We start from the raw sequence: 14,432 nt of genomic DNA on the forward strand, positions 1-14,432 counted from the left end.
AGGGCGGCCGGTCCGCCTCACGCCGGCTCGACGATCGCCCCCTCGCCGGGGTCGAGGTGCAGTTCCCCGTCCTCCTCGGCGCCCTCGCGGCGGCGGTCGGTGGAGAGCACGACGCGGCCGCGCCGGAAGCCGTCGGGCAGGTCGATGCGCTGCGCCGCCGCGCCGAGGTTGAGCGCCACCAGGAGGTGGCGGTCGCCGTGGCGGCGGCGGTAGGCGAGGATGTCGCCGCGCGCTTCCACCATGGCGGTGTCGCCGACGTTGAGCACCGGCTCGGTCCGCCGCAGGGCGATCAGCCGGCGGTAGAGGTTGAGCAGGGAGTCCGGATCGGCCCGCTGGCAGGCGACGTTGCAGCGCGCGCGGTCGTCGGTCAGCGGCAGCCACGGCTCGCCGGTGGTGAAGCCGGCGCCGGGGCCGTCGTCCCACTGCATCGGCGTGCGCTGCGGGTCGCGGCCGAGGCCGAGCCCCGGCACGTTCTTCTCGAAGGGGTCCTGCACCCGCTCCGGCGGGATGGGGACGTCGCACAGGCCGATCTCGTCGCCGTAATAGAGCGTCGGCGTGCCGCGCAGGGTCAGCAGCAGCATGGCGGCGACGCGCGCCTGGGCGCGCCCCACCCGGGTGGCGATGCGCGGCTTGTCGTGGTTGCCCAGCACCCAGTTGGGCCAGCCGCCCTCGGGCAGCGAGCGCTCGTACTCGACGATCAGCTCGGCCAGCGGGCGGGCGTGCCACTCCGCCTGCAGGAGCTGGAAGTTGAAGGGCAGGTGCACGCCCTTGAGGTCGCGGCCGTAGTAGGCGACCAGCCGATCGACGGGCAGGTAGATCTCGCCGATGATGAGGCGGTCGGGGTACTCGTCGATCACCGCGCGCAGACCCTCGACGACGTCGTGGACCTCCGGGCGGTCGGCGGTGTAGCGCGGGATCACCGCGCGGTTGGGCGCGTCGCCCGGCTGGTAGCCGGGGTTGGGCGGGTTGTCGCGGAAGCGGTCGTCCTTGATCATGTGCCAGATCACGTCGACCCGGAAGCCGTCGACGCCGCGCTCCATCCAGAAGCGCAGGACGTCGTGCATGGCCGCCACGACCTCGGGGTTGCGCCAGTTCAGGTCGGGCTGGCGGTCGAGGAAGGCGTGGTAGTAGTACTGGCCGGTGCGCTCGTCGAAGGTCCAGGCGCTGCCGCCGAACTCCGACAGCCAGTTGGTGGGCGGGCCGCCGTCGGCGGCGGGGTCGCGCCAGATGTACCAGTCGCGCTTGGGGTTGTCGCGCGACGAGCGGGATTCCTTGAACCAGGGGTGCTCGTCGGAGCTGTGGTTGGGCACGAAGTCGAGGATCAGGTGCATGCCGCGGCGGTGGACGTCGGCCACCAGCGCGTCGAAGGCGGCGAGGTCGCCGAACATCGGGTGGATGCCGGTGTAGTCGGCGACGTCGTAGCCGAAGTCCGCCATCGGCGACGGGTAGATCGGCGAGATCCACACGGCGTCGACGCCCAGCCACTGCAGATGGTCGAGACGCTGGCGGATGCCGGCGAGGTCGCCCACGCCGTCGCCGTCGCTGTCCTGGAACGACCGGGGGTAGACCTGGTACACGGTGCCGCGCTTCCACCACACGGGATCGCTCATGGAGGGCCCTCCGCAACGTCTCTTCCGGTGCCGATGGCGAGGCCAACAGCGCCGCCGCCCGGCTGTTCCGCCGGCTCCCGCAGTCTTCGCACCGGCCTGCGCGCCGCCCCGCCGTCCCGCGGGGTCGGCATCGCACGTCCGCCCACCACCCGGAGATCCGTCGCCGTGACCGAGATCATCGTCTGTGAAACCTGCCGCCACCCCGACGCCGTCCAGGAGGGGCCGGACGGCCCGACCGCGGGCGCGGTCCTCGCCGACGCCTTGCGCGCCGCGCTCGCCGGGCGCGCGGACCCGGCCGACATCCGTCTGTCGACCATGCGCTGCCTGATGAGCTGCCGCCGGCCCTGCGCCGTCCACCTGCGGGCGGCGGGCAAGATGGCCTACGTCCTCGGCGACCTGGCGCCGACGCCGGCGACCGCGCGGACGCTCGTCGCCTACGCCGAAGCGTACGGCGCCTCCGCCGACGGCGTGGTCCCGTTCCGCCAGTGGCCGGACGGGGTCAAGGGCCGGTTCGTCGCCCGCGTGCCGCCGCTGGACGGCGCCCGCTGAGCGGCGGCGCCGCGCCGGCCGCGCGGCGCCGGCTTGGCCGACGGATCAACCGGGATGCGTCCGCTCGAGGCTGATGAGCCAGCGCACCGTGGCGAAGAGGGCGAGCGCCACATAGGCCGCCGCGCCGATCACGCCCATGACCAGTCCGCCGAGCTGCTGGTCCTGCAGCGGCGTGAGCCCCCACGCCAGCGTCGTGGTCAGGTGGTAGCTGAACAGGGGGGCGGGAGCGAAGATCAGCAGCGCGGCGAGCAGGGTCAGGTGGACCGAGGTGCCGAACGCGGCGAGCAGCCCCCGCATGGCCGGTTCCCCCGGCGCGAGCACGCTCCGCCACGCGGCGACGGCCGAAACGAGAAGGGTGCCGTGCATCGCCCAGAGCACCGCGTCGTACCGCAACGCGGTCATGTAGGGCCCGGGCAGATGCCAGATCCAGAGAAAGATGCCGAACGACGCCCAGGCGATCTCGGGAACGGCCAGCGGTCCCGCCAGCGCCCGTGCCCACCCCGGCCAGCGCAGCACGGCGCGCGGCCATGCCGCGACGAGCAGGGGCGCCGCGACCTGGATGGTGAGGAGGTGCTGCGCGACGCGCACCGAGAACAGGGCGGACGTCAGGTTGCACAGCGGCGACACGAAAGCGGCGAAGAGGACCGCCCACGCCGCGGCGAAGCACAGCGGCTGATGGGGGGCGAAGGCGTCGCCGTGGCGCCGCCACAGCAGGACGTAGGCGGCCGCCGACGCCGCGAAGAGACCGAGCAGGACGGGGTCGCCGTTCCAGGCGCCCAGCAGCGTCTGCGGAACGGGAGGAGCGCCGCAGTAGGGAACGAAGGGCGGCAGGGATCCGACGGCCATGGCATGCTCCCACGCGGCATCTCCTCCGCCCAACGGCGGAGGCGGCGCCGCGGTTCCCTCGCCGCGCCTCCGCCGCGTGCGGCGGTTCCCTTCCACCTTCGGAAGTTATAGATTTGAGGCGAATCGAGTCATAGCCGGAATCGGAGGGGGCTCCGTGCGGGGATTCGCGATGCGGCGGATCGTGGAGAGGGGGCTCGGCGGACTGGCCGGTCCCTGCGTGCTCCTGGGCGCCGCCGGCGCCCTGGCCTCCACCGACCATGGCGCCACCGACCTGACCGCCCTCAGCCTCGAGGAGCTGATGTCGATCGAGGTGACCGTCACCTCGGCGGCGAAGCGGCCGCAACGCCTGGGCGACGCGGCGGCGGCGGTGTTCGTGCTGACCGGCGACGAGATCCGCCGGTCCGGCGCCACCAGCATCCCCGAGGCGCTGCGCCTGGTGCCCGGTGTCCAGGTGTCGCGCGTCGGCTCCAACAAGTGGTTCGTCACGGCGCGCGGCTTCAGCGGGCGGGACGCCAACAAGCTGCTGGTGCTGGTCGACGGGGTCAGCGCCTACACGCCGCTGTTCTCGGGCATCCTGTGGGAGCGCGAGGGCACGTTCCTGGAGGACGTCGACCGCATCGAGGTGGTGCGCGGGCCCGGCGCCTCGCTGTGGGGCGCCAACGCCGTCAACGGCGTCATCAACATCGTCACCAAGCCGGCCGAGCGGACGCAGGGCGGGCTGGTGACGGCGACCGCCGGGACCGAGGAGCGCGGCTCGTTCGGCGTGCGCTACGGCGGCCGGCTGGGCGGGCTCGGCCATGTCCGGTTCTACGGCGAGGCCACCGCCCGCGACTCCGGCGGCACCGCCGCGCCGGGTTCGGAGGAGGACGACAGCCGGCTGCGGCGCACCGGCTTCCGCGCCGACCTCGACCTCACCGCGCGCGACCGCCTCACCCTGCAGGGCGACCTGTTCGCCGGCCGCACCGAGGACACCGCCTTCGCGCCGCTGTTCTCCCCGCCCTGGTCGCGCGCGGTGTCGGCCGATGCCCGGGAGAGCACCGCCAACGTCCGCGCCCACTGGCGGCGCACCCTGTCGGACGTCTCCCACCTCGCCGTCCAGGCCTACTACCAGAACAACAAGTACGACAGCGTGCTGGGGAGCTTCCTGGAGGAGACCGCCGACATCGAGGCCGAGCACCGCTTCGCGCTGGGCGAGCGCCACGACGTGGTGTGGGGCCTCGGCGCGCGCTGGTACCGCAGCCGCATCGGCGAGGGGCTGATCGAGTCCGACCCGGCGGTGCGCGCCGAGCCCCGGTTCAGCGTGTTCGTCCAGGACACCGTCACGCTGGTTCCCGACACGCTGACCCTGACGGCGGGCAGCAAGCTCGAACACACCGACTACGCCGGCCTGGCGGTGCAGCCGACCGTGCGGGCGGCCTGGACACCGGACCGCGAGCAGGTGGTGTGGGCGGCGGTGTCGCGGGCCGTGCGCACGCCGTCGCGCGCCGAGCGCGACTTCACCGGCATCCAGCAGGTGGTGCCGACGCCGTTCGGGCCGCCGCTGGCGGTGTCGCTGATGGGGGACAGCGACCTGGAATCCGAGACGGTGGTGGCCTACGAGGCGGGCTACCGGGTGCGGCCGGCGCCGTCGCTGTCCGTCGACGTCGCCGCGTTCTACAACGTCTACGACGACCTGCGCGTCTTCGCCGCCGAGCCCCCGGTCGCGGGCGGCGGAGCGGTTCCGTACCTGCTGTTGCCGGTGACGGCGTCGAACGCCATGCACGGCGAGACGTACGGGGTCGAGGTCGCGGCGGAATGGGAGGTGCGCCCGGGCTGGCGCCTGCGTGGCGCGTACAGCGCGCTGCGCATGGACCTGACGGCCGAGGACCCGGGCGGTGCCGCCGCGGCCGAGGCGACGGAGGGGGGCAGCCCGCTGCACCAGCTCGTGCTGCGCTCGTCCCACGACCTGGCGCACGACCTGCAGCTCGACGTCGCCGTGCGCGCCGTCGACCGGCTCCGCACCGGCGACCTGGACGGCTATGTCGGGCTCGACGTCCGCGTGGCGTGGCGGCCGACCGAGGGGTGGGAGCTGGCGCTGGTCGGCCAGAACCTGATCGGCGCCGATCGTCTGGAGACGACCGCGTTGACCGTCGACCAGACCCCCAGCCGGGTGGAGAGCGCGCTCTACGCCAGACTGACCCGGCGCTTCTGAGCGGCGGCAGGCGCGCCATCATGACCACGCCCTCCGCGACCCGAGCGTTCGGTCAGCGTCTCCTGCGCACCGTCGCCTGGAGCACCATGGGCGCGATGCTCGGCCTGGTGCCGGGAACGGCGGCGGCGGAGGTGGACGGGGCGGCGGAGTACGAGGTCAAGGCGGCGTTCGTCTACAACTTCGCCAAGTTCGCGACGTGGCCGCCGGGGGCCTTCGCCGGCCCCGACGCGCCGCTCGTCCTGTGCGTGAGCGGCGGCAATCCCTTCGGCCCGGTGCTGGCGACGCTGGAGGGCAAGCCGGTCGGCGAGCGCCGCCTGGCGGTGCGCGAGGCGACCCTGGCCGAGGCCGGCGCCTGCCACATCCTCTTCGTCGCCCGCCCCGCCGTGGAGCGGTTCGCCGACGTCGTGCCGACCCTGCGGGGCCGGCCGGTGCTGACCATCGGCGACAGCGACGACTTCGTGCGGCACGGCGGCGCCATCAACCTCGTCCTGGACGACGGCCGCGTGCGTTTCGAGGTCAATCTGGCGGCGCTGGAGGGAAGCTCGATCACGCTCAGCTCGCAAGTTCTACGATTGGCGCGCATCGTTGAGAGGGCACCATGATCGCCCGGATGTTCCGTGACCTTCCCATCGCCCGGAAGCTGATCGCCATCATGCTGCTGGTGTGCGGCGTCGGCATTCTCGGCACCGCCGCCGCGCTGGCGGTCGACGTCATGGCGGCCCTGCGCCGGCAGGCGGTCGAGGAGCTGGACAGCCTCGCCCGGGTGATGGCGAGCAACCTGGTGGCGCCCCTCGCCTTCGCCGACGCGGTCGCCGCCGCCGACACCCTGTCGGCCCTGCAGGCGCAGACCCACGTCCGGGCCGGCTGGGTGGTCGACCGCGACGGCCGCACGCTGGCGACCTATCCGCCGGACGGCGCGGCTGCCACGGCGCCGCACGGCGCGGCGGCCACGGCGCCGGACGGCGCGGCCGGGGACGGCGAGACCCTGGTGGTGACCCTGCCGGTCGCCCTCGAGGGCGAGGTTGTCGGACGGGTCGGCATCGCCGCCGACGTCGGCCGGCTGACCGACCGCCTGCGCCGGCACATCCTGCGCACCGCGGCGGTCGCCGCGCTCGGCCTGGCGGCCACGGCGGCGCTCTCGCTCCTCCTGCAGCGGCTGATCTCCGAGCCCATCCGCCGGCTCCAGGGGGCGATGACCCGCATCGCCGCGGGCAGCGATTATTCCGTGCGGGTGCCGCGCACCGGCAACGACGAGCTCGGCCTGCTGATCGACGGCTTCAACGGCATGCTGGAGCAGATCGACCAGCGCGACCGCGCGCTCGCCCACCACCGCGCCAACCTGGAGATCGAGGTGGCCGCGCGCACCGCCGACCTGGAGAAGACGGTGGCCGACCTGCGCCTGGCCAAGGAGGCGGCGGAAACGGCGAGCCGGGCCAAATCGCAGTTCCTCGCCAACATGAGCCACGAGATCCGCACGCCGATGAACGGCACGCTCGGCATGCTGGAACTGCTGCTCGACACCGGCCTCGATCCCCACCAGCGCCACTTCGCCGAGACCGCCCGGACCTCGGCGGTGACGCTGCTCGGCCTGATCAACAGCGTCCTCGACCTGTCCAAGATCGAGGCGGGAAAGCTGGAGCTGGAGGCCCTGCCCTTCGACCTGCACGCGCTGATCGAGGACCTGTCCGACGGCTTCGCCCCGCGGGCCCGCGCCAAGGGCATCGAGCTGGCCTGCCTGATCGGCCCGGACGTGCCGGCGGCGGTGGTTGGCGATGCCAACCGCCTGCGGCAGATCCTCCTCAATCTCGTGGCCAACGCCATCAAGTTCACCGAGCGCGGGGAGGTCGTCGTCTCCGCGGCCCTGGCCGGCGAGGACGCGGGGACGGTCACCCTCGCCGTCGCCGTGCGCGACACCGGCATCGGCATCCCCGCCGCGGTCCGCGAGCACATCTTCGAAGCGTTCGCCCAGGCCGACGGGTCGACGACGCGGCGCTACGGCGGCACCGGGCTGGGGCTGACCATCGCCCGCGACCTCGCCCGGATGATGGGCGGCGGGCTGGAGGTGGACAGCGAGCCGGGCGTCGGCTCGACCTTCCGCCTGCGCGTCCGCCTCGCCAAGGGCGATCACGGGGAGGCCGCGGCGGACGGCGCCGTGCGCCTTGCCGGGGTGCGCGTCCTGGTGGTCGACGACAACGCCGCCAACCGCGAGATCCTGGTCCGCACCCTGGCCGACCGCGGCGCCGCCGTCGACGGCGCGGCGGACGGCGCGCAGGCGCTCGCCCTGCTCGACGGCGCGGCCCCGGAGGCGCCGGGATACGACCTGGCGATCCTCGACCAGGTGATGCCCGGCATGGACGGCACCGCCCTGGCCCGCGCCCTCAAGGCGCGGCCGCGGACGGCCGCCCTGCCCCTGGTGCTGCTCACCTCGGTGGATTCGGCGCGGACGGCGGACGGCGACGGGCTGTTCGCGCGCCGCCTGCAGAAACCGGTGCGCCGGGCGCACCTGTTCGACGCGCTGGCCGGCCTGCTCGGCCCCGGGCCGGCCGGTGCCGTGGCCGCGCCGCCGCCGCCGGCCGACGGGCCGGCCCGCTTCGCCGGCCGCGTCCTGCTGGTGGAGGACAACCTCATCAACGCCGAGGTCACCCGTGCGCTCCTGCGGCGGCTCGGCTGCACGGTCGACACCGCGACGACCGGCGAGGAGGCGGTTGCCGCCTGGGCGGCAGCCGACTACGACCTGGTCCTGATGGACTGCCAGATGCCGGGGATGGACGGCTACGAGGCGACCCGGCGAATCCGCGCCCTGGAGGCGGGGCGCCCGTCCGGCCGGCGGCAGCGGATCGTCGCCCTGACGGCCAACGTGCTGACCGAGGACCGCGACGCCTGCCTGGCCGCCGGCATGGACGATCACCTGGGCAAGCCGGTCACCGGCGAGGCGATCCGCCGTCTGCTGGCGGCGCACCTTCCCGGCGACCGGCCGGCGCCCTGACGTGTCCGGACCGCCGGGGCGGTCCGGACACGCCGGTGCGCCTCAGCGGCGCGGGCCGCCGGTCTGGCTGTGCGCGCCGCCCGGCCGGGCGATGCCGGTCTCCGCCTTGCCGGCCGTGCCGGCGCCCTGGGAGATGGCGACGTCGCCCAGCGCGACGATGCCGACGAGGCGCTTGTCGCGGTTGACCACCGGCAGGCGCTTGACCTGGATGTCGCCCATGTTGCGGGCGACGTGGTCGACGTCCTCATCCTCGTAGCAGTACTTGACGTCCTGGGTCATGACGTCGCGCACCTTGGCGTCGGGGCCCTTGCCCTGGGCGACGGCGCGGATGGCGATGTCGCGGTCGGTGATCATGCCGACCAGGCGGTCGCCGTCGCCGACCGGCAGCGCGCCGGCGTCGATCTCGGCCATCAGGCTGGCGGCCTCGCGGATGCTCTGGTCGGGGCTGGCGATCCGCACGTCGCGGGTCATCGCTTCGTTGACACGCATCGGAACCTCCTTGGGTCCGTCGAGGGTGGTGTGTGGAGGGCGGCCGGGCCGCGCGCGGTCCGCCGCCGTCCCCCTCAACAGGGCGTGCCGGCTTCCGTCCCCGCGGGCGGGCCGCGACATCGCCGCGGCCCGCCTGTCGACAAGGGCGATGCCCACGCTGTACCTCCTCATGGGGCCGCCCGGCAGCGGCAAGACGACGTGGCGCCGCGCGCTGCTGGCGCGGCGCGCTCCGCCGGCGGTGGCGGTGTCGCGCGACGACGTGGTGGAGGAGATCGCCGCCGCCCGCGGCATCGGCTACCGCGAGGCGTGGGCGGGCTTCGCCAAGGCGATCGACAGGGAGTACCGGCGGCGTCTGGGGGAGGCCTTCGCGCATGGGGTGGACGTGGTGGCCGACGCCACCAACATGACGCCCAAGGCGCGCCGCCGCGTGCTGTCGCGGGTGCCGGCGGGGTGGGAGCGGGTCGGCGTGGTGTTCGAGACGCCCGACGCCGAGCTGCACCGCCGGCTGGCGGCACGGGCGGCGGCGGGCGGCGCGGCGGTGCCGCCCTGGCAGGTCGCCCGCATGCGCGCCGACTGGGTGCCGCCGCAACCGGGCGAGTTCGACCGGGTCGTCGCGGTGCGCCCGTGACCGTGCCGACCCGATCCCTTTGGAGGCTGCCATGACGACGACCCGGCGAACCGTGCTGAAGGGCCTGCTGGCGGCGGGCACCGCCGGGGCGCTGCCGGCCGGCCCGGCCGCCGCCCAGGATGTCGCCCGGAACGCCTCCCGGGACGCCGCGCCGGCCCTGCGGCGCATCCCCTCGACCGGCGAAACGGTTCCGGCGGTGGGCCTGGGGTCGTGGATCACCTTCAACGTCGGCGACGATCCGGCGCTGCGCGCGGAATGCACGGCGGTGATGGAGGCCTTCTTCGCCGGCGGCGGGCGGATGATCGATTCCTCGCCCATGTACGGCTCCTCCCAGGCGGTGATCGGCCACGGGCTGGCGGCGCTGGGGCGGCCGCCCACCCTGTTCTCCGCCGACAAGGTGTGGATCTCCTCGCCCGCCGCCGGACCGGGGCAGATCGAGGAATCGCGCCGCCTGTGGGGGGTGCCCCGCTTCGACCTGATGCAGGTCCACAACCTGCTGGCCTGGGAGGAGCACCTGGAGACGCTGCTCGCCATGAAGGCCGCGGGACAGCTGCGCTACGTCGGCATCACCACCTCGGAGGGGCGGCGTCACGACCTGTTCGAGCGGGTGATGCGGTCGCGGCCGCTGGACTTCGTGCAGGTCACCTACAACCCGCTGGACCGCGAGGTGGAGCGGCGCATCCTGCCGCTGGCCGAGGAGCGCGGCGTCGCCGTCATCGTCAACCGCCCCTTCCGCCAGGGGGCGCTGACCCGCCGCCTGCGGGGCGAGCCGCTGCCGGGCTGGGCGGCCGACGCGGGGGCGGCGAGCTGGGCGCAGCTCATCCTCGCGTTCATCCTCGGCCATCCCGCGGTCACCGTCGCCATCCCCGCCACCACCCGCGTCGACCATGTCCGCGAGAACCTGGCCGCCGCCGCCGGGCCGCCGCCCGACCCGGCGCTGCGCGAGCGCATTGCCACCCATCTGCGGGACCTGTGATGGCGGCGTGGTGGACCTACCGGCCGGAGGACTTCCTGCTGTTCTCCGAGCGCGTCTACTGGCGCCTGTTCGAGCTGCACAACGCCGCCGTCTGGCCGCTGCCGCTGCTGACCCTGGCGCTCGGCCTGGCGATGGCGCTGCGGCCGGGGCGCTGGGCCGCCCTGGCGCTGGCCGCCCTGTGGGCGTTCGTCGGCTGGAGCTTCTTCTGGGAACGCTACGCCACCGTCAACTGGGCCGCTTCCTACGTCGCCCCGGCCTTCGCGCTGGAGGCGCTGCTGCTGGCCTTCGTCCGCCCGGACCCGGACCGGGTCGGGCGCCTCCGGCGCGGCGTCGGCAACGGGCTGATCGCCCTCGCCGTCCTCGGCTACCCGTTGCTGGCGCCGCTGCTGGGGCGGCCGTGGAGCGGCGCCGAGCTGTTCGGCATCGCCCCCGACCCGACCGCCGTCGCGACCCTGGGGCTCCTGCTGCTGACGCCGGGGCGGGTGGCGGCGACGGCCTGTGCGGTGCCGGTGCTGTGGTGCCTCGCCAGCGGCGCCACCCTGTCGACCATGGGCGCACCGCTGCCCTGGACGGCGGCGGTCGTGGCGGCGGCGCTCGCCGTCGCGGCGACCGCGTCCCGGCACCGCGGCTGAGCCCGGCGGAGCGGAGGTCCGGGCGGGCCCGGGTGTTGGACCCCGGTCCCCGGCCCCCGGGGCCGCGCCTATGCCGCGGCCGAACCGCCGGCCTTCGCGACGCCCTCCGTCGCTTCCCGTTCGCCTCGGTCGGAGACCGCCCGGATGTTGGCGAGGAACCTGCCGACGTCGGCGCGCAGCGTCTCCGCCCGGCGGCCGAGATCCTCGGCCGAGGAGAGCACCTGGTTGGCCGCGGTGCCGGTCTCCGCGGCCGCATGGTTCACGCCGACGACGCTGCTCGACACCTCCTGGGTGCCGCGCGCCGCCTCCTGGACGTTGCGCGCGATTTCCTGCGTCGCGGCGCCCTGCTCCTCGACCGCCGAGGCGATGGCCGTGGCGATCGTGTTGATGGCGCCGATGGTGCCGCCAATGCTCTTGATCGCCTCGACCGCTTCGCTGGTCGCGCCCTGCATCGCCGCCACCTGTGCGGCGATCTCCTCGGTCGCCACGGCGGTCTGGTTGGCCAGCGACTTGACCTCCGAGGCGACGACGGCGAAGCCCCTGCCGGCTTCGCCCGCGCGCGCCGCCTCGATCGTCGCGTTCAAGGCGAGGAGGTTGGTCTGGCTGGCGATGTCGCTGATCAGCTTGACGACGTCGCCGATCTTGTGGGCCGCCGCCGAGAGGCCCTGCACGGTCGTGTTGGTGTGGTCGGCCTCGTCGACCGCCTGCCCGGCGATCCTGGTCGCCTCGTTGACCTGACGGCCGATTTCGGAGATCGACGAGGAAAGCTCCTCGGTCGTCGACGCCACCGTCTGCACGTTGGTCGACGCCTGCTCGGCCGCCGCCGCGACGGTGGTCGCCTGCGTGCTGGTCTCCTTGGCCGTCGCCGACATGCTCTGCGAGATCGCCCGCATTCCGGTCGACGCCGCGGCGAGCGCATCGAGCGAACCGCGCACGCCGCTCTCGAAGTCGTCCGCCAGCGTGCCCAGCAACGCCCTTCGTTCGGCGTCCGCCCGGCGCTTGGCCTGCTCCTGCTCGGCGCGCAGCCGTCCGGTCTCGATCATGCTGTCCTTGAACACGACCACCGCGGCGGCCATGCCGCCGACCTCGTCGCGCCGGTCCGTGCCGGGGACGGCGGTCGCGAGATCGCCCTTCACCAGCCGATCCATCGCGCCCTTCAGCCTGCCGAGCGAGCCGGTGATGTCGCGGTTTATCAGCCATGCGGCGACCAGGGTCACCACCAGGGTGGCGCCGCCGGCCGCACCCATGTTCAGGAGGGAGGCGTTGAACGCGGTTTCCAGGTCGTCGATGTAGGCGCCGCCGTAGATCGCCATGCCCCAGGGCGAGAACTTGCCGACCGCGACGATCTTGCGAAGCGGCTCGGTCTCGCCCGGCCGCGGGAACATGTAGCTCGCCGAGCCCTCGTCGGCGGTGCGCACGGCCTCCGAGACCAGCCGGGAGATGGGCTGCTTCGTCGCGGTGTCGATGGCCGACGGCTTCCCTTCCAGCTTCGGGTTGACGCCATGGATGAGCACCTCCCCGGTGCCCGTATCGATCACCGACAAATAGCCGCTGCCGCCGTCGAAGCGGATGGCGTGGATGTCCCGGCGAAAGAGCTCGATCGCCTCCTCCCGCGGGATCTCGTGCGCACCGACTCGCGCCTCGAGGCCGGTCGCGATCGAAATGGCGGACGCGACGATGGCGCGGAACTTGTCCATCCGGTCGTCCAGCATGCGCTTGTGCAGCGTCATGCCTCCGACAGCGCCAATGGTGACCATCGCGACGATCGACAGCCCCAGCAGAAGCGCGAGCTTGGTCCGAAGCTTCAGGCGGGTGAGAATTTTCATGGCGCTGACTATTCCCAGGGGTATGGCAGAGATGTGGAGAAGAAAATACCGGAACATCAACATCAATCTATATTTAAATAATCGCATGACACCCATGTTCATGGACATGCGACTGTTTGACGCAATATGTATGCATTTGTATATTCCGATGGTATTATATAAAATTAGGCGCCAGAACAGATAGGATAAAATGATGAGCGGTGGAAATGTCCGTTCGCCGTTTCCCATCGGGCCTGCTATGATTGCGGCCTTGGTTCAATGCCTGTGGACGCGCCGTGGAAGTATAAAGCTGTTCTTGTCATAGAATTATACGTTTCTTCCGCCGCGGGCTTTCGACGAGATCCCATGGCCGCGGCGGGAATGCGCTTCGCCCTGTCGGCAACCACGGCGCTGGCCGTCCGCAATGCAGGAACGGGCCGCCGAGACATCGGAGTACGTGCATGACCGCTGAGCCTGAAGCGGGCCGAGGCGAGCTCGAGGATCAAAGGACGGTACTGGCGGACTTCGGCCGCTTTGCCCTCAAGGCCGACAGCCTCCAGGACATTCTCGAGGAGGCCTGCCGCTTGGTCAGCCGGGGCCTCGACGCCGACCTCGTCAAGATCATGGAAATGCAATCCGATGGCGGCACCCTGTTGGTGCGGGCGGGTGTGGGCTGGAAGGAGGGCATCGTCGGCCACCTCACGATTCCGGTGCATCCCAGATCCTCGGAAAGCCGGGCGATCGACACCGGCGAACCCTTCGTCTGCCTGGACGTCGAGGGCGAACAGCGGTTCACGATCCCCGATTTCCTTCGGGAGCACGGTGTCCGCTCCCTCGTCAACGTTCCCATCTTCGGCTCGGGGAGGCAGCCGCCCTACGGCATCCTCCAAGTCGACAGCCGCAGGCCGCGGGCCTTCACCCAGAGCGATATCGATTTCCTCCGAGGTTATGCCAATCTCCTCGCGTCGTCGGTCGAGCGGCTGAACTTGCTTCCCAGACTCGAAGCGGCCGTCGAGGAAAAGAACCGGCTCTTCCGGGAACTGCAACACCGGACGAAAAACAACCTCCAGGTCATCACCGGCCTCATCGCGATCCAATCGGCAAGGGCCAGGACGCAGGACGCCCGTCGGGAACTTCAATCCATCGGGAATCGGATCGAAACGATGCGCCTGGTCCAGGACAAGCTCTATTCCACGGGAGAGATCGATCGCATCGATCTCGGCATCTACATCGGCGAGCTGAGCGCGAGCCTGCTCCGGTTCCAGGGCAACCGGGACACGGCGATCCGGCTGTGGACGGAGGTCGAGAGCGTCATCATGGTTCCCGGCGACCTCGCCATGCCGCTGGGGCTGATCGTCAACGAGTTCATCACCAACAGCCTGAAACACGCCTTCGCGAACGGGAACGGGATCATCGGCGTCAAGCTCGATCAGGAAGGCCGGCACGCCGCCCGTCTCAGGCTGTGCGACAATGGCAAGGGGCTTCCAAAGGAAAGAAATGAAACAGGCACCGGGATGACGCTGATCGAGGGGCTCGCCGGGCAGATCGAAGCGGACGCCGTCTGGGACGGCGACAGCGGCACCCGTCTCACGATCAGGTTCAAGTTCTAAGCCAATGACGCAGAAACCACCGCGGAATGGCGGCTTCGGCTTCGGCCGCGATCGGCAGCGCGGCGCCCTCCGCACGGGGCCGGTTCGCACGTTGACCCGGCCGGTCGACA

General features: G+C 72.3%; 12 protein-coding genes. 8 read left to right on the top strand and 4 right to left on the bottom strand.

Annotated features, from left to right (window positions below):
• Positions 1 to 17: 17 nt before the first annotated feature.
• Entirely contained in the window at positions 18 to 1,610 is a 1,593-nt protein-coding gene (locus ACSBPG_RS16905; protein WP_435538364.1) for an alpha-amylase family glycosyl hydrolase, read from the bottom strand.
• 165 nt (positions 1,611 to 1,775) lie between these two features.
• On the opposite strand from ACSBPG_RS16905, the gene ACSBPG_RS16910 reads away from it, so the two are divergent.
• Positions 1,776 to 2,159 carry a DUF1636 domain-containing protein gene (locus ACSBPG_RS16910; RefSeq protein ID WP_435538365.1) on the top strand — a complete coding sequence of 128 codons (384 nt, stop codon included), beginning with the start codon at positions 1,776 to 1,778 and terminating at the stop codon, positions 2,157 to 2,159.
• A 45-nt stretch (positions 2,160 to 2,204) separates the two neighbouring features.
• On the opposite strand, the gene ACSBPG_RS16915 is transcribed toward ACSBPG_RS16910, so the two are convergent.
• Positions 2,205 to 3,005: a cytochrome c oxidase assembly protein gene (locus ACSBPG_RS16915; RefSeq protein ID WP_435538366.1), complete on the bottom strand. Its 801-nt coding sequence runs from the start codon at positions 3,003 to 3,005 to the stop codon at positions 2,205 to 2,207.
• 154 nt (positions 3,006 to 3,159) lie between these two features.
• Between ACSBPG_RS16915 and ACSBPG_RS16920 the strand changes: the two genes are divergently transcribed.
• From ACSBPG_RS16920 to ACSBPG_RS16930, 3 genes are read left to right on the top strand one after another with little or no spacing between them, the layout of a single operon-like run.
• Complete coding sequence (locus tag ACSBPG_RS16920) at positions 3,160 to 5,196, top strand: TonB-dependent receptor plug domain-containing protein (RefSeq protein ID WP_435538367.1); 2,037 nt, start codon at positions 3,160 to 3,162, stop codon at positions 5,194 to 5,196.
• Between the two features lie 20 nt (positions 5,197 to 5,216).
• Complete coding sequence (locus ACSBPG_RS16925) at positions 5,217 to 5,798, top strand: YfiR family protein (protein ID WP_435538368.1); 582 nt, start codon at positions 5,217 to 5,219, stop codon at positions 5,796 to 5,798.
• Positions 5,795 to 8,182 carry a response regulator gene (locus ACSBPG_RS16930; protein ID WP_435538369.1) on the top strand — a complete coding sequence of 796 codons (2,388 nt, stop codon included), beginning with the start codon at positions 5,795 to 5,797 and terminating at the stop codon, positions 8,180 to 8,182. The genes ACSBPG_RS16925 and ACSBPG_RS16930 overlap by 4 nt, the downstream gene beginning before the upstream one ends.
• Before the next feature lie 42 nt (positions 8,183 to 8,224).
• Here ACSBPG_RS16930 and ACSBPG_RS16935 read toward each other — a convergent pair whose 3' ends face one another.
• Positions 8,225 to 8,671: a CBS domain-containing protein gene (locus tag ACSBPG_RS16935; protein ID WP_435538370.1), complete on the bottom strand. Its 447-nt coding sequence runs from the start codon at positions 8,669 to 8,671 to the stop codon at positions 8,225 to 8,227.
• A gap of 148 nt (positions 8,672 to 8,819) precedes the next feature.
• Here ACSBPG_RS16935 and ACSBPG_RS16940 point away from each other — a divergent pair, with 148 nt between their 5' ends.
• The 3 genes from ACSBPG_RS16940 to ACSBPG_RS16950 are packed head-to-tail and all read left to right on the top strand — an operon-like array spanning position 8,820 to position 10,907.
• On the top strand, positions 8,820 to 9,299 hold the full coding sequence (locus ACSBPG_RS16940; protein WP_435538371.1) for an AAA family ATPase: 480 nt from the start codon (positions 8,820 to 8,822) through the stop codon (positions 9,297 to 9,299).
• A 31-nt stretch (positions 9,300 to 9,330) separates the two neighbouring features.
• Positions 9,331 to 10,275, top strand: a complete 945-nt coding sequence (locus ACSBPG_RS16945; RefSeq protein ID WP_435538372.1) for an aldo/keto reductase — start codon at positions 9,331 to 9,333, stop codon at positions 10,273 to 10,275.
• On the top strand, positions 10,275 to 10,907 hold the full coding sequence (locus tag ACSBPG_RS16950; RefSeq protein WP_435538373.1) for a DUF6064 family protein: 633 nt from the start codon (positions 10,275 to 10,277) through the stop codon (positions 10,905 to 10,907). The genes ACSBPG_RS16945 and ACSBPG_RS16950 overlap by 1 nt, the downstream gene beginning before the upstream one ends.
• Before the next feature lie 68 nt (positions 10,908 to 10,975).
• Here ACSBPG_RS16950 and ACSBPG_RS16955 read toward each other — a convergent pair whose 3' ends face one another.
• On the bottom strand, positions 10,976 to 12,733 hold the full coding sequence (locus ACSBPG_RS16955; RefSeq protein ID WP_435538374.1) for a methyl-accepting chemotaxis protein: 1,758 nt from the start codon (positions 12,731 to 12,733) through the stop codon (positions 10,976 to 10,978).
• A gap of 440 nt (positions 12,734 to 13,173) precedes the next feature.
• Here ACSBPG_RS16955 and ACSBPG_RS16960 point away from each other — a divergent pair, with 440 nt between their 5' ends.
• Positions 13,174 to 14,322 carry a sensor histidine kinase gene (locus ACSBPG_RS16960; protein WP_435538375.1) on the top strand — a complete coding sequence of 383 codons (1,149 nt, stop codon included), beginning with the start codon at positions 13,174 to 13,176 and terminating at the stop codon, positions 14,320 to 14,322.
• The last annotated feature ends 110 nt before the right edge of the window (positions 14,323 to 14,432 follow it).

The organism is Azospirillum sp. ST 5-10 (genome assembly GCF_051225715.1).
GTDB lineage: Bacteria > Pseudomonadota > Alphaproteobacteria > Azospirillales > Azospirillaceae > Azospirillum.

Excerpts from the sequence above, each read along its gene's own strand:
- ACSBPG_RS16905 (WP_435538364.1), bottom strand. The coding sequence starts at position 1,610 with ATGAGCGATCCCGTGTGGTGGAAGCGCGGCACCGTGTACCAGGTCTAC.
- ACSBPG_RS16915 (WP_435538366.1), bottom strand. The coding sequence starts at position 3,005 with ATGGCCGTCGGATCCCTGCCGCCCTTCGTTCCCTACTGCGGCGCTCCT.
- ACSBPG_RS16925 (WP_435538368.1), top strand. The coding sequence starts at position 5,217 with ATGACCACGCCCTCCGCGACCCGAGCGTTCGGTCAGCGTCTCCTGCGC.
- ACSBPG_RS16930 (WP_435538369.1), top strand. The coding sequence starts at position 5,795 with ATGATCGCCCGGATGTTCCGTGACCTTCCCATCGCCCGGAAGCTGATC.
- ACSBPG_RS16935 (WP_435538370.1), bottom strand. The coding sequence starts at position 8,671 with ATGCGTGTCAACGAAGCGATGACCCGCGACGTGCGGATCGCCAGCCCC.
- ACSBPG_RS16940 (WP_435538371.1), top strand. The coding sequence starts at position 8,820 with ATGCCCACGCTGTACCTCCTCATGGGGCCGCCCGGCAGCGGCAAGACG.
- ACSBPG_RS16945 (WP_435538372.1), top strand. The coding sequence starts at position 9,331 with ATGACGACGACCCGGCGAACCGTGCTGAAGGGCCTGCTGGCGGCGGGC.
- ACSBPG_RS16950 (WP_435538373.1), top strand. The coding sequence starts at position 10,275 with ATGGCGGCGTGGTGGACCTACCGGCCGGAGGACTTCCTGCTGTTCTCC.
- ACSBPG_RS16955 (WP_435538374.1), bottom strand. The coding sequence starts at position 12,733 with ATGAAAATTCTCACCCGCCTGAAGCTTCGGACCAAGCTCGCGCTTCTG.
- ACSBPG_RS16960 (WP_435538375.1), top strand. The coding sequence starts at position 13,174 with ATGACCGCTGAGCCTGAAGCGGGCCGAGGCGAGCTCGAGGATCAAAGG.